This window comes from Paraburkholderia sp. J12, from assembly GCF_905220215.1.
In the GTDB taxonomy this organism is placed as follows: Bacteria; Pseudomonadota; Gammaproteobacteria; order Burkholderiales; family Burkholderiaceae; genus Paraburkholderia.
The window spans coordinates 195,068-218,310 of the sequence record NZ_CAJMZC010000012.1 but is presented as its reverse complement, the minus strand read 5'-3'; the positions used below and the strand labels follow the sequence as shown (position 1 = coordinate 218,310).

Genomic DNA, 23,243 nt, shown 5'->3' with positions numbered 1-23,243 from the left:
GCGCGATACCGACTTCGCATCACCCTATACCAGCATTCATTCCTTTGTTGTACTAACGTACTGACCCCGCACGCTTACGACCACGTTCATGCGCTTACACCGTCTTCTGCAGCCCCTTTTCGCCGCAGCGCTTGCCTCAGGACTCGCATTCGCAGCCGTCAACGCTCATGCCGACAAGCCCGCCGTGATCCGCATCGGCGTCGCGCAGCAGGGCTCGGGCGATCCGCCGACCTTCGGCGGCTCTCCTGCGGCGACGGTCCAGATCCAGCAATCGCTCGAAAAAGAGTTCGCGCCGGACGGTATCAAGGTGGAATGGGTCTTCTTCAAGGGCGCCGGGCCCGCGGTGAACGAGGCGATTGCCGACAAGTCGCTCGACTTCGCGTACCAGGGCGACCTGCCCGCCGTGCTCGCCCGCGCGAACGGCCTGAAAACGCACATCCTGCTGGAGTCGGGCGTGCGCTCGGGCGTGAAGGTCGGCGTGCCGCCCGACTCGGACATTCATACGATCAAGGACCTCAAAGGCAAGCGCGTTTCGATCTTTCGCGGCACGAACCTGCAACTCGTGGCCGACAATGCGCTGGCCGCGAACCAGCTCGACGAGCGCGATCTTCGCGTGATCAACCTCGACGTCGCAAGCTCGCTCGCCGCATTGGCTTCGAAGGGCATCGACGCTTCGATCAACGATTATCACCTCTACCGCCTGCGCGACCAGGGCCTTGCGCGCATCGTGTACGAATCGCAGAACGACGGAGCGCAGTTCACGCGTCAGGCCCATCTGCTCGTCGTGGACGATTTCGACAAAGCGCATCCGGACATCGTGCAGCGCGTGGTGAACGTGTTCGTGAAGGATGCGCGCTGGTCGTCCGACGAGGCGAACCGCGACGCGCTCTTCAAGCTCTGGGCAAAGAGCGGCGTGAGCTACGCCTCGTGGCAGGCGGAGTACCCGCCGCAAAGTCTCAAGCAGCGCAACTCGCCGCTCATCGATCCGTTCATCGTCGCGCGCTACAAGGCCGTCGCAGACGATGCGCTGCGCCTGAAGCTGATCCGCCAGAGCGTCGACGTCGATTCGTGGTTCGAGCCGCGCTATCTCGACAACGCCTTGCGCGACCAGAAGCTGGAGCACTACTGGACGCGTTACGACGCGAACGGCAAGCCGCTCGGCTAAGCGCGTCACGGAGCCGCCCATGCCCGATACCGCCCTTCCTCTCGCGTCCGATCGCGCGGCCGCGCCGGCGGCAACCGAAACCCACGCACGCACGCCGCTTCCGGCCTGGTTGCGCACCGTTGCATGGCACCTCGCGCCGTGGCTGCTCCCTGCGCTGCTCTACGTGCTCTGGAGCGTCGGCTGCGAACGCGGCTGGATCGCGCCGCAAATCCTGCCACCGCCGCAACGCGTATACGAAACCTTCGTCGATCTCGCAACGAGCGGCGATCTCGCGCGCAATACGCTCATCAGCCTGCAACGCGTCCTGCTGGGTTTCGCCGGCGGCGCGCTGCTCGGCTTCGTCATCGGCGCGGCGCTTGGGCTCTCGCGCACGCTCGAAGCTTATGTACTGCCAAGCTTCAACGCGCTCGTGCAGATTCCGGTGCTGGGCTGGCTGCCGTTCCTGCTGCTTCTCGTCGGCGTGGGCGAGCCGCTCAAATACCTGCTGATCGGGCACGCCGCGCTCGTGCCCGTGACGCTTTCGACGCTGCAGGGATTCCGGCAGACACCCCCTGCACTCGACGAAGCCGCGCGTGTGTTTCGCTATTCGCGCTGGCAGCGCATCGTGCATGTCGTGCTGCCCGCCGCCGTGCCCACACTCGCCACCGGCGTGCGGCTCGCGTTCACCAAGGCGTGGCTCGCGCTCGTCGTGGTGGAGCTCGTCGCTTCGTCGGAAGGGCTCGGCTATCTGATCGTGTACGGACGCCAGCTCTTCCAGCTCGATCTCGTGATGGCCTCCGTGGTCGTGGTGGGCGCCATCGGCCTCGTCATCAACCGTCTGCTGGACGCGCTCGAAAAGCGGCTGCGCCGGGGCCTGCCCTCTGCGTTCCGCGAGTGACACGCTCCTGAATCGCCTCTCTGGTGCCCGAGGAAAGCTCATGCCCCACAACCCGTTCCGACGTTCCGCCCGCCCTCCGGCCTGCACCTGCGACGCGCCCGAGCCCAGGCAAACGCGCCGCCTCGACCTGCGCGGAGCCGTGCTGCCGCTCGTTGCGCTCGCGCTCTGGTGGGCCGTGAGCGCGCTGCACCTCGTGAAGAGCGGCCTGCTCGTGAGCCCCGCCGACGTTCTGCATACCGCGTGGGATCAGATCACGAGCGGCGCCCTGTTGCGTGCGCTGTCCGCTTCGCTCGCGCGCGAAGCAAGCGGCTTCGTGATCGGCTCGCTCGCCGGGCTGCTGCTGGGCGGCGCGCTCGGCTTCTCGCGTATCGCCGCGCGGCTCGTCGGCCCGAGCTTCGACACCTTCAAGCAGATCTCGCTGTTCGCGTGGATCCCGCTCATTTCCGTGTGGTTCGGCCTCGGGGATGCCGCGAAAGTCGTGTTCCTCTCGCTCGCCGCCCTGCTGCCGGTGGCCGCGCACACCTGCGACGGCATCCACGCCGTGCCGCCTCGATACGTGGAGGTCGCGCGTGCGCTGCGCTACTCGAAATTCCAGCTGATACGCTACGTGATCCTGCCCGCCGCGCTGCCGTCGATCTTCACCGGCATCTATCTCGCGCTGATCTATTCGTGGCTCGCGACGCTAGGCGCCGAATATCTACTGGTGGCGGGCAGCGGTATCGGCAATACGCTGATCGACGGCAGCGAGCAGTTCCGCATGGACCTCGTGCTGTTCGGCATCGTCGTGGTCGGCGCGACGGGCTGGGCGCTCAATGCCGTCGCCCGCCGCGTAGAGCGCGCGGTGTTCCAGAAACGCACCGGCCTCGCCGGCTGATTGATTCGCAATCCTTCTCAAATGCGCAACCAGGAAGACGCCATGACCGCGCCGCAACCCGAAGGCATCGACATTCTCCACGTCAGCAAGCGCTACGGCACCGGCGACGACGCCCTCGTCGTACTCGACGACGTGACCCTGCGGGTGCGCCCCGGCGAGTTCGTGAGCGTGCTGGGCGCGAGCGGCTGCGGCAAGTCCACGTTGCTGCGCCTGATTGCGGGCCTCGATGCGGGATATAGCGGTGCGATCATGGCGGCCGGCGAACGCGTGCGCGACACCTCGCTCGATCGCGGCATCGTGTTTCAGGATCACCGGCTCTTTCCGTGGCTGACCGCGGCGCAGAATATCTTCGCGGCCTTGCGCAATGCTCCGCTGTCCCAGCGGCAGAAGCGGGAGGCCGTGGCGGAGCACATCGCGCTCGTGGGCCTGGAGGGCTTCGCAGACGCTTATCCGCATCAGCTCTCGGGCGGCATGGCACAGCGCGTGGCGATCGCGCGCGGTCTCGTGAACCGTCCGCGCGTGCTGCTGCTCGACGAACCGTTCGGCGCGCTCGACGCGCTGACCCGCGGCCGCCTGCAAAACGAGCTCCAGCGTATCTGGGAGCGCGAACGCATCACCATGATCCTCGTGACGCACGACGTGGACGAGGCCGTCTATCTGGGCGAGCGCGTGGTCACGATGGCGCCGCGGCCGGGACGCATCCGCCGCGTCGTGGACGTCGCGCTACCTCGACCGCGCGAACGCAGCGATCCGCGCTTCGTGGCCTTGCGCGATGCGATCCTCGCCGACTTCACCGGCGAAACCGCCGTCGACGAGGGTGCGCCGCCAGCACCGCCGCGCGAAATCGACCCGCCCTTCTCCGCCTGGCGCCTGGCGTGGTAAGCCGGGCCCGAGGCACGCGCTAGCGCCATCCGGCACGCTTTATCGACCGGCTGGCCGGTCGGCCGGGCCCGCCAGCGGCGGCCACGCCGTATCCCATCGGAAACTCCCGCCTGGGAAGTAGCGCGAACGCGTATAGGGCAATGCGTTTATGGCATGAGAGAATGCGACCGCGAATGCGATGGCGCAGCGGCGGAAACGGCACGTTTCCGATCCGCACGCCGTCATGGCAGCGTAAACTAACGCTGTTGCCATTCGTATGTGCCGATTCATGACCAAGAGAGAAACATCCATGCCAGAACAACCTCACTCGCACGAGCACGACGAACATTCCGACTCGTGCGGCTGCGACCTGCTTCACCTGCTCGACGGCGTGGACGAGTTCACTCATCGCGTGTTCCCGGGCAACAAGGAGCTGTTCCACAGCCTCGCCCATAGCCAGGCGCCGCATACGCTGTTCATCACCTGCGCCGACTCGCGGGTCTCGCCCGACATGGTCACGCAGACGCGCCCCGGCGAACTCTTCGTCTGCCGCAACATCGGCAACATCGTGCCGGCCTACGGCGAGATGCTCGGCGGCGTGTCGGCCGTGGTCGAATTCGCGGTGCTGGCGCTCAATGTGCGCCAGATCGTCGTGTGCGGCCATACCGACTGCGGCGCGATGAAGGGCCTTGCCGCCGGCGGCGCCGCCACGGCCAACATGCCCACGGTGCATGCCTGGCTGCGCAATGCGGAAGCCGCGCGCAGCGTCGTGCAGACGCGCGGACTGGACGAAAACCAGATCGTGCAGGCGCTCGTCGAGGAAAACGTGCGGCTCCAGCTGACCCACCTGCGCACGCACCCGGCCGTCGCGGCACGCGTCGCCCAGGGGCAGCTCGCCCTGCAGGGCTGGGTGTACGACATCGGGCACGGCAAGGTTGCAGTGCTCGACGAGGCAAACGGGCAGTTCCTCACCCTCGCCGAGGCGCGCGCCCGGCTGCGCAAGCAAACCGCGGGCTAACTCCGCCGGGGCTGCGCGCCCCGGGCCGGATGCTTGTCTGATCCACTAGGCATCAGCACGGGTGGCGTCGCAACGCGACGCCACCCGTGCTGCATTGCCCCCTTCTCCCCGCCAGCCGGGCGTTCCCGTCCATCTCCCCCGTTTTGCAGCAGTTATTTTCCAAATAGGTATTTACCCTAGGATTTAACACGGCTATACTGCGCCCCGTACTACATACATGCGGCCCCGTTGCCGCAGCAGAAGAACAAATCTGCCCAGCCGTTCGCTTTCTGCTTTATCGGCACTATCCAGCTGCACCCAGCACCATCCAGGCACCACCAGGTAATAAACAGGCAATACCGCGTCGAGCCGCGCAACATCCGTTCGTGGCACGCGGGGTTCGTTTGCGCCATCGCATCGGCGCAGGCGGGCAAATCAAGCCCACTCCACGTCACCGGCCGGACCGCTACGCGCATGAAGCGCAGCCATCCGCCCGCGCATCGCTTGCGCGCCGACGCTCGGCAATGGGCTCTTCGCCCCACAAGGGCAGCGAACCCGAAAACCGAGGAAAACCGTCCATGGAATACCTGCCGAAACCGCCCGCCAAAGTCGAAGTGAAGCTGCAGCTCCACCCGAACGACCATCACCGCGCACTCGCCATCGCCAAGGCCGCCAATCTGGCGGAACGCGACTTCTTTGCGCTCGCTATCCATCTGGGCGCGGCGCAGATCCTGCGCGGCGCCGACACGCCGCAATAATCCGCACACAGCGAGGCCCAGAAACGCAAAAGGCGCGCGGCATGCCGCGCGCCTTTCAAGCGACGATCGCTACCCGCGCCGCTTCAGACCGGCGACGGATTGCGCTCGGCGAAACCCTCCTGATGCCAGTACGGATACGCAGGCCGTACCGCGCTCGCGGCGTCCAGCTTCGCGACCTGCTCCGACGTGAGATTCCAGCCCACGGCGCCCAGGTTCTGGCGCAGTTGCGCTTCGTCGCGCGCACCGATCAGCACCGTCGAGACGGTGGGCCGTTGCAGCAGCCAGTTCAGCGCGACCTGCGGAATGGTCTTGCCGGTTTCCTGCGCAATCTCGTCGATCGCATCGATCACGCGAAAGAGGTACTCGTCCGGCACCGGCGGCCCCATGTCCGCCGTCTTGTGCAGGCGGCTCTTCTCCGGCAGCGGCTGACCGCGGCGGATCTTGCCGGTCAGACGCCCCCAGCCGAGCGGGCTCCACACCACGGCGCCCACGCCCTGATCCAGGCCCAGCGGCATGAGCTCCCATTCGTAGTCGCGGCCGATCAGCGAGTAATAAGTCTGGTTCGCGACATAACGCGGATACCCGTAGCGGTCGGCCACGTCGAGCGACTTCATGAGATGCCAGCCCGAGAAGTTCGAAACGCCGGTGTAGAGAATCTTGCCGGCGCGCACCAGATCGTCGAGCGTGGAGAGGACTTCCTCCGCGGGCGTTTTCGCATCGAAGCCATGGAGCTGGAAAAGATCGATGTAGTCGGTCTGCAAACGCTTGAGCGCGCTGTCCACCGCGCGCCGCAGATGCACCCGCGACGAACCTACGCTGTTCGGTCCGTCATCGAAACGAAAGGTGGCCTTGGTCGAGATGATAGCCTTGTCGCGGCGCCCCTTGAGCGCCTCGCCCAGCACCGACTCCGACGCGCCGCTCGAGTAGATGTCGGCACTGTCGAACATCGAAACGCCGGCGTCGAGGCAGATGTCGATGAGACGGCGCGCTTCGGCGACGTCGGTCGCGCCCCAGGCTTCGAAGAATTCTCCCTTGCCGCCAAACGTGCCGGTCCCGAAACTCAGCACCGGCACCTTGAAGCCCGATGCGCCCAGAAAGCGGTATTCCATTGCTTAGCCTCCACGAAACAAGTGGTTGAGGAACAGCGATCGAGTGTACGCGCCTCGGGCTCTGCCTGCCTGGAACGAGCCTGCGGCGGTGGCGCTGTACACTGTCGCCTTCCGCCGATGGGCCGCAAGCGATATGCCTCGTGCACACGCCCCATGTTTCCGATGGGAATCGGCGCAACGCCCCGGCGTTTCCGATGCGAACCGCCGCTGGCCCGCACCACGCAAGCAGACCGACCATGTCCCACCTCTTTGCGCCCCGTTGCACCCCGCCCTCCCCTTTGCCCGCCATGAATCCGGCCACGCACGTGGAGGCCCCGTGAGCGGCGGCTCCACGCGCGGCCCGTCGGTCGGCTGGCTGCCGTACGTTGTGGCAGCAACCTTCTTCATGGAGTACCTCGACACCACCGTGATCGCGACGGCGCTCCCGCAGATGGCCCGCTCGTTCGGCATCGGCCCGAACAGTCTGAGCCTCGGCGTCACGGCCTATATGCTCGCGCTCGCCATCTTCATCCCGGCGAGTGGCTGGGTCGCCGATCGCTGCGGCTCGCGCACCGTATTCTTCGGCGCCGTGGTGACGTTCACCGTGGCCTCGGTGCTGTGCGGACTGGCGCAGAACGTGGACGAGTTCATCGCCGCGCGCGTGCTGCAGGGCATGGGCGGCGCGATGATGGTGCCGGTCGGACGCATGATCGTCGTGCGCAGCACCGACAAGAGCCGGCTCATGCAGGCCATCTCCACCATCACCTGGCCTGCGATCGCCGCCCCCGTGGTCGGGCCGCCCGTCGGCGGCTTTATCACCACCTACGCGTCGTGGCGCTGGATCTTCCTGTTGAACGTGCCGTTCGGCATTGCCGTGCTTGCCGCCGTGGTCGCTCTCGTGCCGAACCTGCGCGGCGAATCGCGCCGGCCGCTCGATCTCGTGGGCCTCGTGCTGAGCGGCGCGACGCTCACCGCCATTCTCTACGGGGCCGAACTCGCGAGCCAGCCCGGCGAGAATCCCTGGATCGCGGGCGGCATCGTCGCAGCGGGCCTCGTGCTGGGCTTCATTGCGGTTGCCCATGCGAAACGCCGTCCGCATCCGCTGATCGATGTTTCCACTTTGAAAATTCCGACGTTTTCGGTGACGGTCGTCACCGGTTCTTTCACGCGCATCGGCATCGGCGCCGCGCCTTATCTGATGCCGCTTCTGTTCCAGATCGGCTTCGGCCTCTCGGCGTTCAAGTCGGGCCTGCTGCTGCTCGCGAGCGCACTCGGCAACCTCGGCATGAAAGCGCTCACCACGCGGATTCTCGAACGCTGGGGCTTCAGGCAGGTTGCGATCGTCGACGTTGCGATCGCCGGCATCGCGACGATCGCATGCGGGCTGCTCACGCCCGAAATCCCGCTGGTGGTGGTGCTGATCGTCGTGTTCGTCTATGGCGTCACGCGTTCGATGCAGTTTTCCACGCTGGCGACGCTCGCCTATGCCGACGTCGCGCAGCCGCAGATGAGCGCCGCCAGCACACTCTGGAGCGCGGCGGCGCAGATGACGAACGGGCTAGGGATTGCGTTCGGCGCGGTGGCGCTGCGTGCAGCCGCGACCTTCAACGGCGAGACGACCGGCCACGCGTTCACACTCGACGACTTTCGCATCGCCTTCCTGCTGGCCGGCTTGCTGACGCTGGCTTCGATCTGGGGCTACGCGCAACTGGCGCGCGATGCGGGGCAAAACGTGGGCGGCGGCTCGCGGCGCCAGCGTGCCTGAAACCGCGGAGACCGGCCTCGCGTGCGCGACGCCGGCCGTGCATCACTTCGGAAACTACTTCGAAAGACTCGCGCGCACGGTGAACTCTTCTTCCGCACCGGGCTCCGGCGGTTCGCTATCGCGCACGTGCGCGGCATGAAACTCCGAGGAGAGCGGCTCGACCGGATAACCGTGGCGCTCCCACGCGTCGAGCCCCCCCTTGAGCGCATGGGCGTGATAGATATTCTTGGTGCGCAACTGATTGACGATGCGCTTGGCCGTGGCCTCGTTCGGGCACACGCAATACACCACGATGGGCCTTTCGAGCAGTTCGGGCGCAAGCGCCTCGTTCGAGTCCAGATTGAGCGGCCGCGCTCCTGGAATGCGATACGACTCCTTGTCGCGCACGCTCTGCGGACGCGCGTCCAGCACGATCGGCGGCGCCGAAGACTTCATCATCTCGTCGAGCTGATCAGGCGAGATGCGATGCGTGGCCAGCCAGCGGCGAAACTGCCAGCGGCGCAGCCAGCGCCACGCGAGAAAGAGCGCGAACGCGACGGCGAGCACGTCGAAAATCGTGCCGCCGTTGGCACGCACGAACATCACGAAGTGCACGATTTCCGTATTGAGCGCCGCGCCGCCCAGGAGCCAGGTGGCCGCCCACAGCACCGCACCCAGCGCGTCCCAGAACAGAAAGATGCGCACGTCGACCGTGGTCGTTCCAAGGAGCGGCGCGGAAATCAGGCCCAGCCCCGGCACGAACTTCGCCACCGAGAGAATCGGCGCGCCATAGCGTTCGAACACGTTGCGCGCCACGCGGATGGTCGTGTCGAGCGACAGCGAGAAACGCACGAGACCGTTCAGCAGACGCCGCCCGCGCAACCTGCCCGCCGTGAACCACAGCGAGTCGGCCAGCAGCGTGGCGGCAACCGCCGCCGCCAGCAGATGCACATAGGACGCCTCGCCGCCCGCCGCCATCGTCCCCGCGAGGACGAGCACCGGCGCCGCCGGCACCGGCACGCCGAGTTGCGTCACGAGCACGCTGAGAAAGACCACCCCGGCGCCGAAGTCGGGCGGAATGGCGGTCGGGAGAGTCCACATTGCTGAGGTTCCTGCACAAAGCCTGGCGGGTGAGAACAATAAAAATGGCTCGCTCGCGCGGGCCGAGTGGTGAGATTACCGCAAACATGTGAACTTCTGCTCGCATTGCCGCCAGAAGGGTCTTTTGCACACCGGCAACGGGTGGCCACGATCGGACCCTTTCCTGCCGCGCATCGAGTCGTCGGTACATCGGCAGTACAATCGGTGTTCGGTGCTAATCTCGCGAAAGTGCTTTCTTTTCCACGGTTTTCCGTTACGAAACATGCGTTACTGGCGTCTCGACCGGCCGAGGCAGACAGGGCAATTCGACCTGTCGCGCGTCACGAGCCTCGTCTCGGCCATCGGCCGTGACGACGCAAATGCGCTCGCCGCCGAAGTGCTGAACATGCTGGGCCCCGCGGCATCGGTTTCGCAGTGCACGGTCTTTGCCTACGAGTTCGGCAACCGGCCACGCACGGTTTCGGTCGCGGATCATCGCGGCGGCCGCTTCCTGCGCGACGTCGCCGACACTTACGCCCGCCTCTTCTACGCGCTCGACGGCAACCAGCAGGTCGTTGCCGGCACGGCCGCGGACAAGCCCGGTTCCTCGCTGGTGCTGCACTGGCAAACGAGCGCCGACATCGCGCACGAGGGCTACCGGGAAACCTGCTACGCCACGCCCAACGTGTCCGACCGGCTTTCGCTCCTGCTCCAGCCGGCCGCCGATATCTGGCTTTCCGTGAATCTCTATCGCGAGCGCGACGCCGGCAATTTCCGGCCCGGCGAGATCGAGCTGGTCGAATCGCTCGCGCCGCTGATCGGCGAAGCCAGCCGGCATCATTACGCACTGCACGGCCAGAGTCAGATGGGCATTCCGCAGATGATGCTCGCGCGCCTTCGCAGCCAGTGTCCCGCGCTTTCCAAACGCGAACTCGACGTGCTGCGCGGCGTGCTCGAAGGCCATAGCGCGGTGGAAATCGCGGAGCAGATGGGCATCAAGCCCACGAGTGTCGTCACCTACCAGAAACGCGCTTACCAGCGGCTCGGCATCTCCAGCCAGCGCCAACTGTTCGCGCTCTGCCTCTCGGCCGGGAAGGCCTGAGCGCCATCCCCCTCTCGCCCGCACGGGTTTCCGATACGAGCACGCTGTACCCAAATTGAGGACAGCGCGCGTCCGGCTACGCGCCATACTCGCTTCGACAAAAGAATTTCCGATTGGAGACAGCTTACCCGTGCCCCACCTCGCCCTCTCTCCCGACGACGGCGTGCGCGCCGTCTGCGACAGGACCCCACGATGAGCGCAGCATTCCAGCCCTATCCGTTCGAAGCGAAGCAGTACGCCGCCCGGCTACCCGAACTCGACGCAAGCCGCGAAACCCAGCGCCACCCCGTTGCGATCGTCGGCGGCGGCCCCGTCGGTCTTGCCTTGGCACTGGGCCTCGCCCGCCACGGCGTGCGCTCGGTCCTGATCGAAGCCGACGAATCGGTGTGCTACGGTAGCCGCGCCATCTGCATCTCGCGCCGCAGCCTCGAAATCATCGAACGGCTCGGCGCGCTCGATGGATTTCTCGCAAAGGGCCTGCCGTGGACCGGCGGACGCAGCTACTACCGCAACGACGAAGTGCTGCATTTCCACATGCCGCAGGACGAAAACCAGAAGCTGCCGCCGATGGTCAATCTCGCCCAATACCACATCGAGCAGTTCCTGCTGGACGCCGCCGAGGCCCAAGCCGACCTGATCGACATCCGCTGGCGCACGACCGTCACCGCCATGCAGGCCGATGCCACTGGCGCGACGCTCACGCTCTCGACGCCCGACGGCAGCTACGTCATGCAAACCGACTGGCTGGTCGCCGCGGACGGCGGCCGCAGCACGATCCGCGAAGCGCTCGGCCTGAAACTGCAGGGCACGAGCTACGAAGGCCGCTACGTGATCGTCGACATCCTGCTTAAGAGCGCGCGCCCAACCGAACGTCTCGCTTACTTCGATCCTGCCTCGAATCCGGGTTCGACCGTGCTCGTCCACAAGCAGCCCGACAACGTCTGGCGCATCGACTATCAACTGCGCGACGGCGAAGACGCCGAGGCTGCGATCAAGCCCGAAAACGTGATGCCGCGTGTGCAGAGCCTGCTCGACATGATGGGCGAAACGGCGCCGTGGTCGCCCATCTGGATCACGATCTACAAGGCCAACGCGCTGACGCTGGAACGCTATCGTCATGGCCGCGTATTGTTCGCGGGCGACGCGGCACACCTGGTGCCGATCTTCGGCGTGCGCGGCGCGAATTCCGGCATCGACGACGCCGACAATCTCGCCTGGAAACTCGCCTTCGTCGTGCAGGGCCTCGCAACGGATACGCTGCTAGACAGCTATTCGGACGAGCGCGTGTATGCGGCCCACGAGAACCTGAGCTACGGCACGAAGAGCACCGAATTCATGGCACCGCCTTCGTTCGCTTTCGACCTGATGCGCACGGCGGTCCTGAGCCTCGCGCGCGAGCATCCGTTCGTGCGATCGCTCATCAATCCGCGCCAGACTTCGGCCATCGCATACCGCGCGTCGCCGCTGAATGCCAGGACATCAACGGCTTTCGCCCAAGGTCCGGCACCCGGCACCGTGCTGCCCGAATGTCCGCTCACGATCGCAGTCGCTGGCATATCGCGCGAGGGCCATCTCACCGATCTCGTCGGACCGCGCTTCACCGCGCTCTGGTTCAGCGCCGAGGGTTCGGTGCCGGCCGCGTTGCTCGAACTGGAGAGCACGCTCGCCGCGCGCAACCTGCCGTTCGCCGTCGTCCCGCTTGCGGCCAGTGCACCGGCCGACGCCCCCCGCACGAGCGGCTGGGATCACACGGGCCGTCTGTTCCCCATGTACGGAGTCGAAACGAACGCCCTGTATCTGGTGCGGCCGGACGGCCACGTGCTCGGCCGCTGGCACGGCGACGCCAACACCCTCGCGGCGCAGGCCCTCGCCGCACTCGATCACACGCTACGGGCCTGACCCACGGCATCAGAGGAAATCACCATGACCATGACCGACAGCGAACGCGACACTGTCTATACGCGGCTGTGCACCACCATGACCGGGCTGGGCGAAGCGCAGGCGCCTCTCTTCCTCGCGCGCTTCGCGCTGCTCGCCATCGAGCGGATCGGAAACGCGGACGTAGCGCTCGACCTGATCGCCGCTGCGGGAGAGTCGCTGCCCGCGCCTGCTGCCGCTGCCAGTTAAGCGCAAACAAAAAAGCGCGGCCACCGATCCCCGATGGCCGCGCCAGACCGTCTACCTCACTGAATCACGCGCGTCACACCGCGGCCGCGCGGATCGGCGGCGGCTTCAGGCGTATCGCCGTCGATGCGGATCGCCTGGATATCGCCGCTGAAGTCTTGCCCCTTCAGCACATAACCCTTCGCTTGCACCTGCTTCGCAAGATCGCCGTCGATCGGCTGGTAGGGTTCCCAGAAGATCGTGTTGGGCGGCAGCAGTTGATGGTGGAAGCGCATCGCAGCCACGGCGTCCTTCAACGGCATCTTGAAGTCATAGATGTTGTTGATGACCTGGAAGATCGACGTGAAGATGCGCGAACCGCCCGGCGTGCCGATCACGAGCGCGACCTTGCCGTCCTTCGTGAGGATCGTGGGCGTCATCGACGAAAGCGGACGCTTCTTCGGCGCGATCGCGTTGGCGTCGCTGCCCACCACGCCGAACATGTTCGGCACGCCCGGCTTCGAAGAGAAGTCGTCCATCTCGTCGTTGAGCACGATGCCCGCCCCCGGCACGACCTCGCCCGAACCGAAGTAGCCGTTGATCGTGTACGTATTCGACACGGCGTTACCCCACTTGTCCACCACCGAGAAGTGCGTGGTCTCGGCCTTCTCGGGCATCGAGGTGCCGAGACCCGGCTGCACGCTCTTCGTGTCCGAGGGCTTGTCGGGATCGACTTCGGCAACGCGCTTCGCGAGGTAGGCGTCGTCGGTCAGTTGCGCAACCGGCACCTTGTAGAAGTCCGGGTCGCCGAGATACTGCGCGCGATCCGCGAACACGCGTTTCTCGATTTCGGCGATCAGGTGAATGTATTGCGGCGAATTGAGCGACACGTCCTTGAACTGCGGCGCGAGCATCGCTTTCATCTTGAGCAGCTGCACGAGGCCCACGCCGCCCGAACTCGGAGGCGGCGCCGTGATGACCTCGTAGCCGTTCCAGCTCGCCTCGACAGGCTGGCGCCAGATCGCCTTGTACTCCTGAAGATCGCGCTTCGTAATGAGGCCGCCGCCCTGCTTCATCGCGGCGGCGATCAGGTCGGCCGTCTTGCCGTCGTAGAAGTCCTTCGCGCCGTCGTTCGCAATGCGCGTGAGCACGGCGGCAAGATCAGGTTGCCTGAACGTCGTGCCCGCCTTCATGTCGCTGAAATACTGGTCGAAATTGGTCTTGCCGCCGAATTCCTTCGACGCCTCTTCGCCGCGCTTCGCCAGTTGTTCGTCGACGACGAAACCATCGCGCGCATACTGGATGGCCGGCGCGAGCACCTGCTTCCACTTGAGCTTGCCGAAGCGGCGCTGCGCTTCCCACATGCCCTCCACGGTGCCCGGCACGCCCACGGCGTCCCAGCCGTACAGGCTCTTGCCGGGAATCACGTTGCCCTTGTCGTCCTGGTACATCGTGCGCGTGGCAGCAAGCGGCGCGCGCTCGCGATAGTCGAGGAAGTACGGTTTGCCGTTCACGTACAGCGTCATGAACCCGCCGCCGCCGATATTGCCCGCTTCCGGATAGGTCACGGCCAGCGAGAACGCGATCGCCACCGCCGCGTCTACGGCGTTGCCGCCTTCCTTGAAAATCTGCTCGGCCGCATCGGCGGCGTACTTGTCCGCGACGGCCACCGCCGAGGCGGTCAGCACCGGCTGCTGGGTGTCCTTGCCGAAGGCGGGAGACGCTTCGAGAAAACCTGCCGAAAGCGTGCTCAGCGAGAGAAGCGCCACCGCGGCAGCGGATATTTTCGTTCTGTCGACCAACTTCATTGGGTGTCCTCCATGATGCGGTTCATCAACTTTCGGCCTGCCTGGACCTGTTCTGGCCTGCCTTTCGCCTTATAGCATGCTGACAAAACGATTGCGATCCGGCCATCCACCACCCGGCAAGCGATCCGCCGCCGCTCAGGCCTTGCCGCGGCGCCCGCGCGCGATTTCGTCGCCTGCATTGGCAGGCAGGCGCATGGTCACCGGAATCGACGCTACCGAAAAGAGGCCCACCACGAGGAATGCGGGCCAGAAGTCGGACCAGACGATCGTGGGATGACCTTGCAGCTTGTGCGAAATCTGCAGCACGATCCCCGCAATCGTCACACCGAGCCCGAGCGAAACCTGCTGGATCACGCTCGCGACGCTCGTCGCGCGGCCTATGTCGCGCGTGGGGATATCCGCGTAGGCGAGCGAATTGAGGCCCGTGAACTGCAACGAAGGAAAGAGGCCGCCGAACAGCACGACGAGCCAGATGAGCCAGTGCGGCATGCCGGGAAAAAAGAGCCCGCACACGGCAATCGAGGCGCCCGCCAGCAACGCGTTGACGATCAGCGTGCGGCGAAAGCCGAAGTGGCCGAGCACGCGCGAGACGATCGTCTTCATGAAGATCGAGCCGAACGCCGAAGCGCAGGTGATCGAGCCCGAGAGGAACGCGGTCATGCCGAGCCCCTCCTGCAACGTGAGCGGCAGGAGAAACGGCACGGCGCCAAGCCCGATGCGAAAGAGCGAACCGCCCGCCACGCTTGCGTTGAAAGTGGGAATGCGCAGGAAACGCAGATCGAGCACGGGCCGCTCGACGCGTTGCGCGTAGAACCAGTACGCCGCCAGCAGCACGGCGCCGATCGCGCACATCGCGAGGGCCGTCCCAAACGACACGAATTCGCTGCCTACGAGCGAGAGCCCGAGCATGAACAGCGAGGCCCCGCCCGCCGAAAGAACGAAACCGAACCAGTCTAGCCGGCCCGGATCTTCTTCGTGCATGTTGGCAATGTGCCGGTTCGCGAGCCAGATGCCGAGCACGCCAATCGGAATGTTGACGAAGAAGATCAGGCGCCAGTGCAGATAGGTCGTGATGAAACCGCCGAGCGGAGGCCCGACCACGGGCCCGAGCAGCGCGGGCACCGTGAGGTAGTTGACGGCGCGAATGAAATCCGACTTCGGCAGCGAACGGAAGATGATGATGCGCCCCACCGGCACCATCATCGCGCCGCCGATGCCCTGCACGAAACGCGCGGCCACGAACATTCCGAGCGAGGTGGACGCGGCGCACAGCAGCGAGCCCGCCATGAAGATGCCGATGGCCGTGCGAAACACGTTGCGCGAGCCGAAGCGGTCGGCCACCCAGCCGCAGATCGGAATGAACACACCGAGGCCGATCACGTAACTCGTGACGGCCAGCTTCAGTGTGATGGGGTCCTGGCCGAGATCGCGGGCCAGTGCGGGAAGCGAGGTGACGATGACCGTCCCGTCCACATTCTCCATGAACATCGCGCATGCGACGATGAGCGGGACGATGAAGGCACCAAGAGCAAGAGGCATGGGCAGGAACGACAGTCAGCGCGGCTGATGGCGACAAGACCCCATTATGTCACCGTGTTGCGAAAAACGGTTGAGTTTGCAACAGATGAAGCGGCGCTCGCGAGGAGCGCCGCGCTTCAGACCGCGGCCTGCTTCACCCGGCTCACTACGGGACGCAGTTGCGGCAGCACTTCTTCGGCCGCGCGCTTCACGTCGTTGGGGAAATCGATTTCGATCCAGGGCGCGCCCGTGACGTCGGCCGTTTCGAATTCGCTGCCGCGCTCCAGCAGCAGATCGCGCAGCGCTTCTTCGTGCGGCAGGTTGGCGCGGCCCGTATCCACGTAGCCTTCCACGATCTGCGCAAAACGGCGCGCCGTCGCTTCGTTCAGGCGGAAAAAACCCACCGATTCGCCAATGGTGTCGTACTGCAGGCCCACGGCCAGTTGCTTGCGCAGCTCGACGGGCACGCCATCGCGCAGGCACAGCTTCACGGGTTCGTCGCCGGCTTCGAAATCGCGGTCGATCAGGAGACGGTTCGCCGATGCCTCGCCTGCGACGAGCGGGGCGAACACGCGTTCGTCGTACAGCACGTCGGCATCCATCAGCAGCACGTCGTCGCCGCGCGTGAGCGCTTCGGCCGTGCGATGCACGGTCAGCACGCTGCCCAGATCGAAACGCGGATTCAGCACGATCTCGATGTCGTGCGGCCAGCCGATGCGCTTCAACTCAGCCTCGACCAGTTCGGGCTGGAAGCCGAGCGCGAGCACGACTTCGGTAATGCCTGCGCTTTCGAGCAGTTGCAAATGGCGCTCGAGCAGCGTCACGCCCTCGAATTGCAGCAGGCATTTCGGAAACTGTTCTCCAGCGCTTTGCTGAAGGCGCAGGCCGAGGCCTGCCGCGAGAATGATGGCGCGCATGCGCGACGTTCCTTGGGAGAAGAGAGTCAAACTGCGGAGTCAAACTGCGAGGTCAGTCGGCGATTTCGACGGCGGGCACGCTCACGGCGCGCCGGCGTTGCCAGCTTCTCTCGCTGAAATGCAGATACAGCAGGCCCGGCAGGCCGAGCAGGATTTCGCGCGCGCGCTTGGCGAGCGAGAGCGCGAGCGCGGCTTCGGGCGGCAGCCCGACGAGCGGAGCCAGCAGCAGATAACCGCCCTCCTGCACGCCGAGCGAACCCGGAATCGCGAAGGCCGCACCGCGGATGGCCTGGCCGATGCTCTCGAGCAGCAGCGCATCGATCCAGCCCACGGGATGACCGAGAAAACGCAGCGCGAGCCACACTTCGACCGTACCGACGAGCCAGCCGACGAGGCTGATCGCAAAGCTCGCCGCCACCCGGCCGCGCTGCTCATAGAGCGACTTGACGGCGGCATCGACGGCGTCCGCGCGCGTGGCGAGCGACGACCAGTCGCGCTTGCCGAACACCTTCGAGGCGAGACGCAGGACGCGGCCGAACAGCCCGCGGCGCTGGGCGATATAGAACAACGCGATGAGAGCCGCCAGCACGACGGTCGCGATCAGCGCCGCCACGCCGAGATCGCGCGGCGCGCCATTCGCGGCATACGCGGAAAAGAGCACGATGCCGAACACCGCGAAGACGATCTGCGCAACCGCCTGCAGCGTGGTGCTGACCGTGATGGCCGCCGCCGCGTCGCGCATGGCCATGCCGCGCTGATTGAGCTGACGCACCATGGCCACCGGGCCACCGATCTGGCCGGCCGGCAGCAGACTGTTCACCGATTCGCCGCTCCAGCGCGCGAGCAGCGCGTCGCGCGGGTCGACGCTCTCGCCCTTGCGGAACAGCACGGCGATCGCCGCGGCATCGAGCGCGAGCGGCACGACGTGGAACGCAGCCACCAGCACGAGGCCCCACCCTGCGGCCGCCAGGGCGCCCGTCACCGAGCCGAGCCCCTGCCACGCGAGCAGCGCGATGAAAAGTGCCGTGCCGATCGACAGCAGCAGGAGGGCAACCCGGTTCACACCGGATCTCCCGCTTTGCCGCCGGCGGCGCCCGCGCCCATGAAAGCCCTGCGGAACACCTGGCGGAAACCGAAGTACGCGATCGCGTCCTTCATGTTCGAGATGAAGCGCCGCCACGGACGCATGTTCGGATTCGTCACGTACTCGAACGTCAGCGAGACGCGGAACTCGCCTTCGGCGCTCGGCGTGACGCGGTGGCGCAGCTTGTCGCCGTCGAACAGCACGAGCGCGCCCGGCGGATATTGCACCGAGCCGGGCTGGTCGGGCCGGCCCTCGTCGCGCGTGTGCAGTTCGTAGTCGAGGCGGCAGGACGAATCGTCGATCACGCCGAGCAGCACCGTGTAGCGGCGGCCGTCGTAATACGAGGTGTCGTAGTGCCAGCCGATATGGTCGCCCGCGCGCATGTAGTAGTACAGCGCGTAAGCGTGCGGATCGTCTTGCGGCGAGAGCTGCAGGCGATCGCCCGTGACTTTCTCGAGCCACGCGATCAGCTTCGGCGAGCGGTAGAGTTCGGCGATGTACGGCGCGAGGCGGTCGATCGTGTGGCGGCTCACGCTGCCGCCGGCCTTGTGGCCCGGCAGGTAATTGCGGTTGACTTCGGGGAGCAGCGCGTTGGCCGCGTCGATGAGCTTCTGCGTGGCGTCCGCGGGCAGGAACTCGGAGAGATAGAGGAAGGAACCCTGCTGCACGTATTCGTCGCGCAACTGGGCGTTGCCCAGCGGACGCAGGGCACGTGCGATCGCCCCATCCGGATTGCCCGACGCCACCGCCCCCCGGCCGTCCCCCTCGCCGTGAACGGATGCCGCCACGACCAGATCCTGTTCTGCCTGCTCACTCATCGACTGATCCCGAACTCACTTGTCTCTTTTGCGGGCCGGTTGCGGCGCGAAACGCGCCAGTAATCGAGCACGACCCACAGGGCAAACACCGGCGCACCGATGGAAGCCGCCAGAACGAACGGCGAGGTCACACCCGTCAGCGTGACGAGCGGCAACAGATAGAGGACATCCTCCGTCTCGAAGCCGCCGACGAACGCCTGCTGCGTGCCCGCCTTGCCGGCCATTTCCTCGATGCGCATGCGCAGGAAGAAAATCACGGCGACCGCGATACCCGCGATGCCGCCCAGCACGGCCGGCGGCACGCGCCACCCGGCGCCCGCCCCTGCTGCCGCCGCTTCGACCCCGAGTCCCCAGCCCATGCCGAGAAACAGCAGGACCGTGACGAGGGCATCTGCCGCGAGATCGTAGAAATGGCCGATCCGGCTGGTTTTACCGCTGATTCGCGCTAGCTCGCCATCGGTATGATCAACAAAATTCGACAAAACAATCAAAAATGCGCCAAGATTGACGTGCAGAAAGTCCCCGCGCGCCAGATAGAAGGCGCCAGCAAGGCCGATCAGCAGGCGCAGCGTGGTGAGATGGTTCGGTGTGACGCGGGTGGGGACGAGCGGCGTCACGAGCCAGCGCGCAGCTCGCGCGTCCCAGGTGCGCGGCAACGGCACCGCCCGCGGGACCGTTTTTTCAGGTTGGTCTTTTCCAGTCATAGCAGCGAAATATATACGTCTTCCAAAAAACTTGCAGGGATTCTGACAGTCGAAAGCCCGCATTAGCCGCAGGAATGCGCGTTTTTCGCAACAATCGACCGGGAGCCAGATGGCAAAGCTTGACGCGGTGCCGCGAGCGGGATCGCGCGAACACGCGTACAGTGCAACCCTTTGCCGCGCCGCGCCCGGTGCGGCCGGCGTCGCCCGCGCCGTCGCCGCCCATTCGCCAGAATTCCAATGAAACGGTTCCTGTCCTTCGCCACCTTCGCCCCCTTCGCCCTTCTGCTCGCGGTTTTGCCGCTCACCGGCCACGCGGCCACGCTCGACGAATCGCTGACCTGCAGCGAGTCCGCGCACGACTTCGTCTCGGGCCTGATCGACCAGAAGCTGATCCAGCCCACGCCTTCGCGGGTCGAGAGCAATTCGATCAACGCGTTCTGGCCGGCGCGCGGCCAGCACATGACGGCTTATGGGTTCACGGTGTTCGCGATCGTCGGCTATCAGCAGGACGACCCGCTCTTTCGCACCGGCGACGGCAAGCCGATCGCACGTTCGGCCTACGGCGCCGTGGTGTTCGGCAGCGAGGCCAAGGTCCAGGCCGCGCTCACCGAGGCGGGCAACACGGCTATCGTCCACCATGCAGGGCCGATGCTGACCGCGATCTTCTGCAAGCAGGATTAAGCGGCGGCGCACGCTGCGCTCTATCGTTCTATTCGATCCGCCCGAAACCGCTGCCGGCCCAGGCTTGCGCGCGCTCGCGCGTGAGCTTGAAGTTGGGGGCCACGCGCTGCTGGCCCAGCTGCTCGCCGAATGCGTCGAGCGCCGTCAGCACGGCGTACGGCTCGTATTCGTCGGGCACGATCGCGAGCGTGACGTCGACATCGCCCTCGTCGACGCTGACGCTCACGCGCTTGTGCAGCATGGCGTGCAACTGCTGCTCGTGACGGCGCAGCACCTCCGAAGCGGTCTTGACCAGCGTATTGAACGCGCCCGCATCGAGCGGCTTGGGATTCTTCTTGTCGCGGCCCATGGTCCAGGGCCCGACCAGCGCCGGCTCCGGCTCGCCGTCCTTGATCATCTCGACGGCCCAGCCTTCGTCGTCTTCGTTCTTGATCACGCGCGCAGTCCAGCCGTCCCGGCGCCACAGGCGCGGGTCCTCGCACGTTTCGGTGCCGTCGTGGAGAGAGTCGGAAGAGTCTGCGGAGGAAGAATCGGTCATGGCGGGTTCGGTCGGGTTCTTGCACGCTACCCCAAAGGGGCAGGGACAGGATTTTACCCGCAAGCGCGCGAGGCCCGAGCGCTCCGGTCAACGCCGCACCCTATGCCCACCGATTTGCCGGCCGATTCAAAACCCGATTCATCCAGGCTATTAATATAATTTCCGGTAAACTGCGGCAACCCGCCGCATTTCGATTTTCGCAATACTGAATTTCACGTTTCGATTGAACTAAAAATGGTTCAATATCGACAGGCGAAAAAAATGCGGCCCGAGGGCCGCATAAAACAGATGAAAAAAGACCACCCTTGGTCAAGGGGCAGACGAATTGTAACGCCGCAGGGTGCGGGCGTTGAGTGCATAATCTGGAAGAGTACCTTGCATAAAATGAGGTGAATCGCCAGCGTCAACATGGCGTTGCCGTACAAGGCTTTCTGGGCAAGGCTCTCCGGCGCGTGGCACTCGCGCAACAAAACAGCGGTTGACACACGATTTTACTGATTATTTCTTCGCGAAAAATCCCTTTATATGCAGCGACTTACGCGGATTAACTCGACTGGCACAATATTAAGAAAATATTGTTGTGCCATTTGGCGCGAATGTTCGGGAATACCAGAATAAACTCTGCTCCGAATCGTCAGACCACGAACCGCAACCGTTTTATTTGCGGTCGTGAGATTCCCCAGTACTGTTCGGAGTTAGAAACCATGAAAAAAACCCTTATCCTCGCTGGCGTTCTCGGTGCATTCGCAATGAGCGCTCATGCGCAAAGCAGCGTCACCCTGTACGGCTCGCTCGACGCTGGCATTCTGTACGCCAATAACGCCGGCGGCCACAGCACGTGGAATCAGAGCAGCAACGGCCTCTCGTACAACTACTTTGGCCTGAAGGGTGCTGAAGACCTGGGCGGCGGCCTGAAGGCGATCTTCAAGTTGGAGAGCGGCTTCAACCTGAACAACGGCGGCTTCAACAACAACCAGGGCATCTTCAACCGCCAGGCTTACGTCGGTCTGCAGAGCGACCAGTACGGCACGGTGACCCTCGGCCGTCAATACGACTCCGTGGTGGATTACCTGTCGCCGGTGTCCGCAGCAGGCGCAGGCTACGGCAACAACCTCGCCGGCCACCCGTTCGACAATGACAACCTCGCGCAGTCGTTCTCGATCAACAACGCGGTCAAGTACCAGAGCGCGAACTACTCGGGCTTCCAGTTCGGCGGCCAGTACGGCTTCAGCAACGAAGCCGGCAACTTCTCGAACGGCCGCGCATGGAGCGTCGGCGCTTCGTACGGCAATGGCCCGCTGAACGTCGCGGCAGGCTACTCGCAGCTCAACAACTCGGGCGGCATCAACAACTCGACGGGCGCAGCCGCTGCGAACGACCAGAACATCGCAGCCGCCCTGCAGCGCACCTACGGCGTGGGCGCGAACTACACGTACGGCCCGGCACAGGTTGGCCTCGTGTGGACGCACTCGCAGATCGACGGCATCTCGAGCCTGTCGAGCGGCGGCACGGCACTCGGCGGCCTCGGCGGCATGAACCTGCACATGGACAACTACGAGATCAACGGCAAGTACAGCCTCACGCCGGCTCTCGCGTTCATGGGCTCGTACACGTTCACCGACGGCACGGTCACGGGCACGGGCGACAACAACTCGCCGAAGTGGCACACGTTCATGCTGGGCACGGACTACTCGCTCAGCAAGCGTACCGACGTGTACCTGGCCGGCGTGTACCAGCACGCTTCGGGTTCGCTCGGCTACAACAGCAACGGCTCGCCGATCGCGAACGTCGCGTCGATCAACATGCTGTCGCCGTCGTCGACCAACAACCAGGTTGCCGCAACGGTCGGCCTGCGTCACCGCTTCTAATCGCTCCGGCGATACGGACCGACGGCGCGAACCGCCGTCTGGTCCGTGCTTCACGCAACGCACATGCGGCACGAGCGCATGTGCGTTTTTTTTCGCGCGTTTCCTTTACGAAATACTGCCGCATCTCGCTGTTGCATCTTTTTACGGGTTTCGTCACGCAGGCTGCTTATACTGCTTTGCATAAGCCGCTGCATCCTCTCCCGACCCGCCTATGAATACACTCCTTCGCCCACTCATCGCCGCCGTGCCGCTCGCACTCCTCGCCGCCTGCGGATCGACGCCGCCGCAGAGCGCCACGGCGAACGGCGAGACGATGATCTACGTCTCGTCCGCGCGTCCGCCTTCGTCGATCGCAACCTGCCTCGAGGACAAACTGCCGAGCGCGCGCGAATCGACCAACGCGGGCGCGACGGAACTCAGCGTCGGCTCGGGATCGGACGCGTCGTACTTCGTGACGCTCACGCCTTCGGGTTACGGTTCGGTCGTGCGTGTGACGCACGGCGCTTCGTCCTCCGACGATCCGCCGGAACCCGAACTACGCTTCGACGTGGCACGCTGCGCGACCTGACACGCCAATACACGCACACACGCTACCGCTTGCGCGAGCGCGTGACTGCACACGACTGCGCGTAAGCGCGCGCATCGTCTCGCATACCCC

At 65.2% G+C, this 23,243-nt stretch carries 22 protein-coding genes; 13 read left to right on the top strand and 9 right to left on the bottom strand.

What is annotated here, in order from left to right; genetic code table 11:
* Positions 1 to 88: 88 nt before the first annotated feature.
* From U5760_RS23925 to U5760_RS23900, 6 genes are all read left to right on the top strand, one after another.
* A complete protein-coding gene (locus U5760_RS23925; RefSeq protein ID WP_322014772.1) occupies positions 89 to 1,165 on the top strand; it encodes an ABC transporter substrate-binding protein in 1,077 nt (358 codons plus the stop codon).
* Positions 1,166 to 1,184: 19 nt separating this feature from the next.
* Positions 1,185 to 2,042, top strand: coding sequence for an ABC transporter permease (locus U5760_RS23920; RefSeq protein ID WP_322014771.1), 858 nt, complete (start codon positions 1,185 to 1,187; stop codon positions 2,040 to 2,042).
* Positions 2,043 to 2,082: 40 nt separating this feature from the next.
* Positions 2,083 to 2,916 carry an ABC transporter permease gene (locus tag U5760_RS23915; protein ID WP_322014770.1) on the top strand — a complete coding sequence of 278 codons (834 nt, stop codon included), beginning with the start codon at positions 2,083 to 2,085 and terminating at the stop codon, positions 2,914 to 2,916.
* Positions 2,917 to 2,958: 42 nt separating this feature from the next.
* Complete coding sequence (locus tag U5760_RS23910; RefSeq protein WP_322014769.1) at positions 2,959 to 3,798, top strand: ABC transporter ATP-binding protein; 840 nt, start codon at positions 2,959 to 2,961, stop codon at positions 3,796 to 3,798.
* A gap of 289 nt (positions 3,799 to 4,087) precedes the next feature.
* On the top strand, positions 4,088 to 4,795 hold the full coding sequence (locus U5760_RS23905) for a carbonic anhydrase (RefSeq protein WP_322014768.1): 708 nt from the start codon (positions 4,088 to 4,090) through the stop codon (positions 4,793 to 4,795).
* 557 nt (positions 4,796 to 5,352) lie between these two features.
* Positions 5,353 to 5,532, top strand: a complete 180-nt coding sequence (locus U5760_RS23900; RefSeq protein ID WP_028224313.1) for a hypothetical protein — start codon at positions 5,353 to 5,355, stop codon at positions 5,530 to 5,532.
* Positions 5,533 to 5,615: 83 nt separating this feature from the next.
* On the opposite strand, the gene U5760_RS23895 is transcribed toward U5760_RS23900, so the two are convergent.
* Complete coding sequence (locus U5760_RS23895; protein ID WP_322014767.1) at positions 5,616 to 6,641, bottom strand: aldo/keto reductase; 1,026 nt, start codon at positions 6,639 to 6,641, stop codon at positions 5,616 to 5,618.
* A gap of 316 nt (positions 6,642 to 6,957) precedes the next feature.
* Between U5760_RS23895 and U5760_RS23890 the strand changes: the two genes are divergently transcribed.
* Positions 6,958 to 8,385 (top strand): DHA2 family efflux MFS transporter permease subunit, encoded by a 1,428-nt coding sequence (locus U5760_RS23890; protein WP_322014766.1) that lies wholly within the window; start codon positions 6,958 to 6,960, stop codon positions 8,383 to 8,385.
* 54 nt (positions 8,386 to 8,439) lie between these two features.
* On the opposite strand, the gene U5760_RS23885 is transcribed toward U5760_RS23890, so the two are convergent.
* A complete protein-coding gene (locus tag U5760_RS23885; protein WP_322014765.1) occupies positions 8,440 to 9,465 on the bottom strand; it encodes a VTT domain-containing protein in 1,026 nt (341 codons plus the stop codon).
* A 262-nt stretch (positions 9,466 to 9,727) separates the two neighbouring features.
* Here U5760_RS23885 and U5760_RS23880 point away from each other — a divergent pair, with 262 nt between their 5' ends.
* The 3 genes from U5760_RS23880 to U5760_RS23870 all read left to right on the top strand — a co-directional run bounded on the left by U5760_RS23880 (position 9,728) and on the right by U5760_RS23870 (position 12,673).
* A complete protein-coding gene (locus tag U5760_RS23880; RefSeq protein ID WP_322014764.1) occupies positions 9,728 to 10,546 on the top strand; it encodes a helix-turn-helix transcriptional regulator in 819 nt (272 codons plus the stop codon).
* Positions 10,547 to 10,738: 192 nt separating this feature from the next.
* Positions 10,739 to 12,445 carry an FAD-dependent oxidoreductase gene (locus U5760_RS23875; RefSeq protein WP_322014763.1) on the top strand — a complete coding sequence of 569 codons (1,707 nt, stop codon included), beginning with the start codon at positions 10,739 to 10,741 and terminating at the stop codon, positions 12,443 to 12,445.
* Positions 12,446 to 12,475: 30 nt separating this feature from the next.
* On the top strand, positions 12,476 to 12,673 hold the full coding sequence (locus U5760_RS23870; RefSeq protein WP_322014818.1) for a hypothetical protein: 198 nt from the start codon (positions 12,476 to 12,478) through the stop codon (positions 12,671 to 12,673).
* A 56-nt stretch (positions 12,674 to 12,729) separates the two neighbouring features.
* Here the strand turns inward: U5760_RS23870 and ggt are convergent, their stop codons facing one another.
* The 6 genes from ggt to U5760_RS23840 all read right to left on the bottom strand — a co-directional run bounded on the left by ggt (position 12,730) and on the right by U5760_RS23840 (position 19,498).
* Positions 12,730 to 14,457 (bottom strand): gamma-glutamyltransferase, encoded by a 1,728-nt coding sequence (gene ggt, locus U5760_RS23865; RefSeq protein WP_322014762.1) that lies wholly within the window; start codon positions 14,455 to 14,457, stop codon positions 12,730 to 12,732.
* Between the two features lie 135 nt (positions 14,458 to 14,592).
* Positions 14,593 to 15,996: an MFS transporter gene (locus U5760_RS23860; RefSeq protein ID WP_322014761.1), complete on the bottom strand. Its 1,404-nt coding sequence runs from the start codon at positions 15,994 to 15,996 to the stop codon at positions 14,593 to 14,595.
* 116 nt (positions 15,997 to 16,112) lie between these two features.
* Positions 16,113 to 16,892: a phosphocholine cytidylyltransferase family protein gene (locus U5760_RS23855; protein ID WP_322014759.1), complete on the bottom strand. Its 780-nt coding sequence runs from the start codon at positions 16,890 to 16,892 to the stop codon at positions 16,113 to 16,115.
* A 52-nt stretch (positions 16,893 to 16,944) separates the two neighbouring features.
* Complete coding sequence (locus U5760_RS23850) at positions 16,945 to 17,955, bottom strand: flippase-like domain-containing protein (protein WP_322014758.1); 1,011 nt, start codon at positions 17,953 to 17,955, stop codon at positions 16,945 to 16,947.
* Complete coding sequence (locus U5760_RS23845) at positions 17,952 to 18,794, bottom strand: 2OG-Fe(II) oxygenase (RefSeq protein WP_322014757.1); 843 nt, start codon at positions 18,792 to 18,794, stop codon at positions 17,952 to 17,954. The genes U5760_RS23850 and U5760_RS23845 overlap by 4 nt, the downstream gene beginning before the upstream one ends.
* On the bottom strand, positions 18,791 to 19,498 hold the full coding sequence (locus tag U5760_RS23840; RefSeq protein ID WP_322014756.1) for a CDP-alcohol phosphatidyltransferase family protein: 708 nt from the start codon (positions 19,496 to 19,498) through the stop codon (positions 18,791 to 18,793). Before U5760_RS23840 ends, U5760_RS23845 begins: the two co-directional genes overlap by 4 nt.
* Positions 19,499 to 19,735: 237 nt before the next feature.
* Here U5760_RS23840 and U5760_RS23835 point away from each other — a divergent pair, with 237 nt between their 5' ends.
* Positions 19,736 to 20,179: a hypothetical protein gene (locus U5760_RS23835; protein ID WP_322014755.1), complete on the top strand. Its 444-nt coding sequence runs from the start codon at positions 19,736 to 19,738 to the stop codon at positions 20,177 to 20,179.
* Positions 20,180 to 20,207: 28 nt separating this feature from the next.
* On the opposite strand, the gene U5760_RS23830 is transcribed toward U5760_RS23835, so the two are convergent.
* Positions 20,208 to 20,717, bottom strand: coding sequence for a hypothetical protein (locus U5760_RS23830; RefSeq protein WP_322014754.1), 510 nt, complete (start codon positions 20,715 to 20,717; stop codon positions 20,208 to 20,210).
* Between the two features lie 704 nt (positions 20,718 to 21,421).
* Between U5760_RS23830 and U5760_RS23825 the strand changes: the two genes are divergently transcribed.
* Positions 21,422 to 22,585, top strand: coding sequence for a porin (locus U5760_RS23825; RefSeq protein ID WP_322014753.1), 1,164 nt, complete (start codon positions 21,422 to 21,424; stop codon positions 22,583 to 22,585).
* Positions 22,586 to 22,796: 211 nt separating this feature from the next.
* Entirely contained in the window at positions 22,797 to 23,153 is a 357-nt protein-coding gene (locus U5760_RS23820; RefSeq protein ID WP_322014752.1) for a sugar ABC transporter ATPase, read from the top strand.
* Positions 23,154 to 23,243: the final 90 nt, after the last annotated feature.

Excerpts from the sequence above, each read along its gene's own strand:
- U5760_RS23845 (WP_322014757.1), bottom strand. The coding sequence starts at position 18,794 with ATGAGTGAGCAGGCAGAACAGGATCTGGTCGTGGCGGCATCCGTTCAC.
- U5760_RS23925 (WP_322014772.1), top strand. The coding sequence starts at position 89 with ATGCGCTTACACCGTCTTCTGCAGCCCCTTTTCGCCGCAGCGCTTGCC.
- U5760_RS23900 (WP_028224313.1), top strand. The coding sequence starts at position 5,353 with ATGGAATACCTGCCGAAACCGCCCGCCAAAGTCGAAGTGAAGCTGCAG.
- U5760_RS23820 (WP_322014752.1), top strand. The coding sequence starts at position 22,797 with ATGAATACACTCCTTCGCCCACTCATCGCCGCCGTGCCGCTCGCACTC.
- U5760_RS23870 (WP_322014818.1), top strand. The coding sequence starts at position 12,476 with ATGACCGACAGCGAACGCGACACTGTCTATACGCGGCTGTGCACCACC.
- U5760_RS23855 (WP_322014759.1), bottom strand. The coding sequence starts at position 16,892 with ATGCGCGCCATCATTCTCGCGGCAGGCCTCGGCCTGCGCCTTCAGCAA.
- U5760_RS23875 (WP_322014763.1), top strand. The coding sequence starts at position 10,739 with ATGAGCGCAGCATTCCAGCCCTATCCGTTCGAAGCGAAGCAGTACGCC.
- U5760_RS23840 (WP_322014756.1), bottom strand. The coding sequence starts at position 19,498 with ATGACTGGAAAAGACCAACCTGAAAAAACGGTCCCGCGGGCGGTGCCG.
- U5760_RS23895 (WP_322014767.1), bottom strand. The coding sequence starts at position 6,641 with ATGGAATACCGCTTTCTGGGCGCATCGGGCTTCAAGGTGCCGGTGCTG.
- U5760_RS23835 (WP_322014755.1), top strand. The coding sequence starts at position 19,736 with ATGAAACGGTTCCTGTCCTTCGCCACCTTCGCCCCCTTCGCCCTTCTG.
- U5760_RS23915 (WP_322014770.1), top strand. The coding sequence starts at position 2,083 with ATGCCCCACAACCCGTTCCGACGTTCCGCCCGCCCTCCGGCCTGCACC.
- U5760_RS23880 (WP_322014764.1), top strand. The coding sequence starts at position 9,728 with ATGCGTTACTGGCGTCTCGACCGGCCGAGGCAGACAGGGCAATTCGAC.
- U5760_RS23860 (WP_322014761.1), bottom strand. The coding sequence starts at position 15,996 with ATGCCTCTTGCTCTTGGTGCCTTCATCGTCCCGCTCATCGTCGCATGC.
- U5760_RS23905 (WP_322014768.1), top strand. The coding sequence starts at position 4,088 with ATGCCAGAACAACCTCACTCGCACGAGCACGACGAACATTCCGACTCG.
- U5760_RS23885 (WP_322014765.1), bottom strand. The coding sequence starts at position 9,465 with ATGTGGACTCTCCCGACCGCCATTCCGCCCGACTTCGGCGCCGGGGTG.
- U5760_RS23920 (WP_322014771.1), top strand. The coding sequence starts at position 1,185 with ATGCCCGATACCGCCCTTCCTCTCGCGTCCGATCGCGCGGCCGCGCCG.
- U5760_RS23910 (WP_322014769.1), top strand. The coding sequence starts at position 2,959 with ATGACCGCGCCGCAACCCGAAGGCATCGACATTCTCCACGTCAGCAAG.
- ggt (WP_322014762.1), bottom strand. The coding sequence starts at position 14,457 with ATGAAGTTGGTCGACAGAACGAAAATATCCGCTGCCGCGGTGGCGCTT.
- U5760_RS23825 (WP_322014753.1), top strand. The coding sequence starts at position 21,422 with ATGAAAAAAACCCTTATCCTCGCTGGCGTTCTCGGTGCATTCGCAATG.
- U5760_RS23830 (WP_322014754.1), bottom strand. The coding sequence starts at position 20,717 with ATGACCGATTCTTCCTCCGCAGACTCTTCCGACTCTCTCCACGACGGC.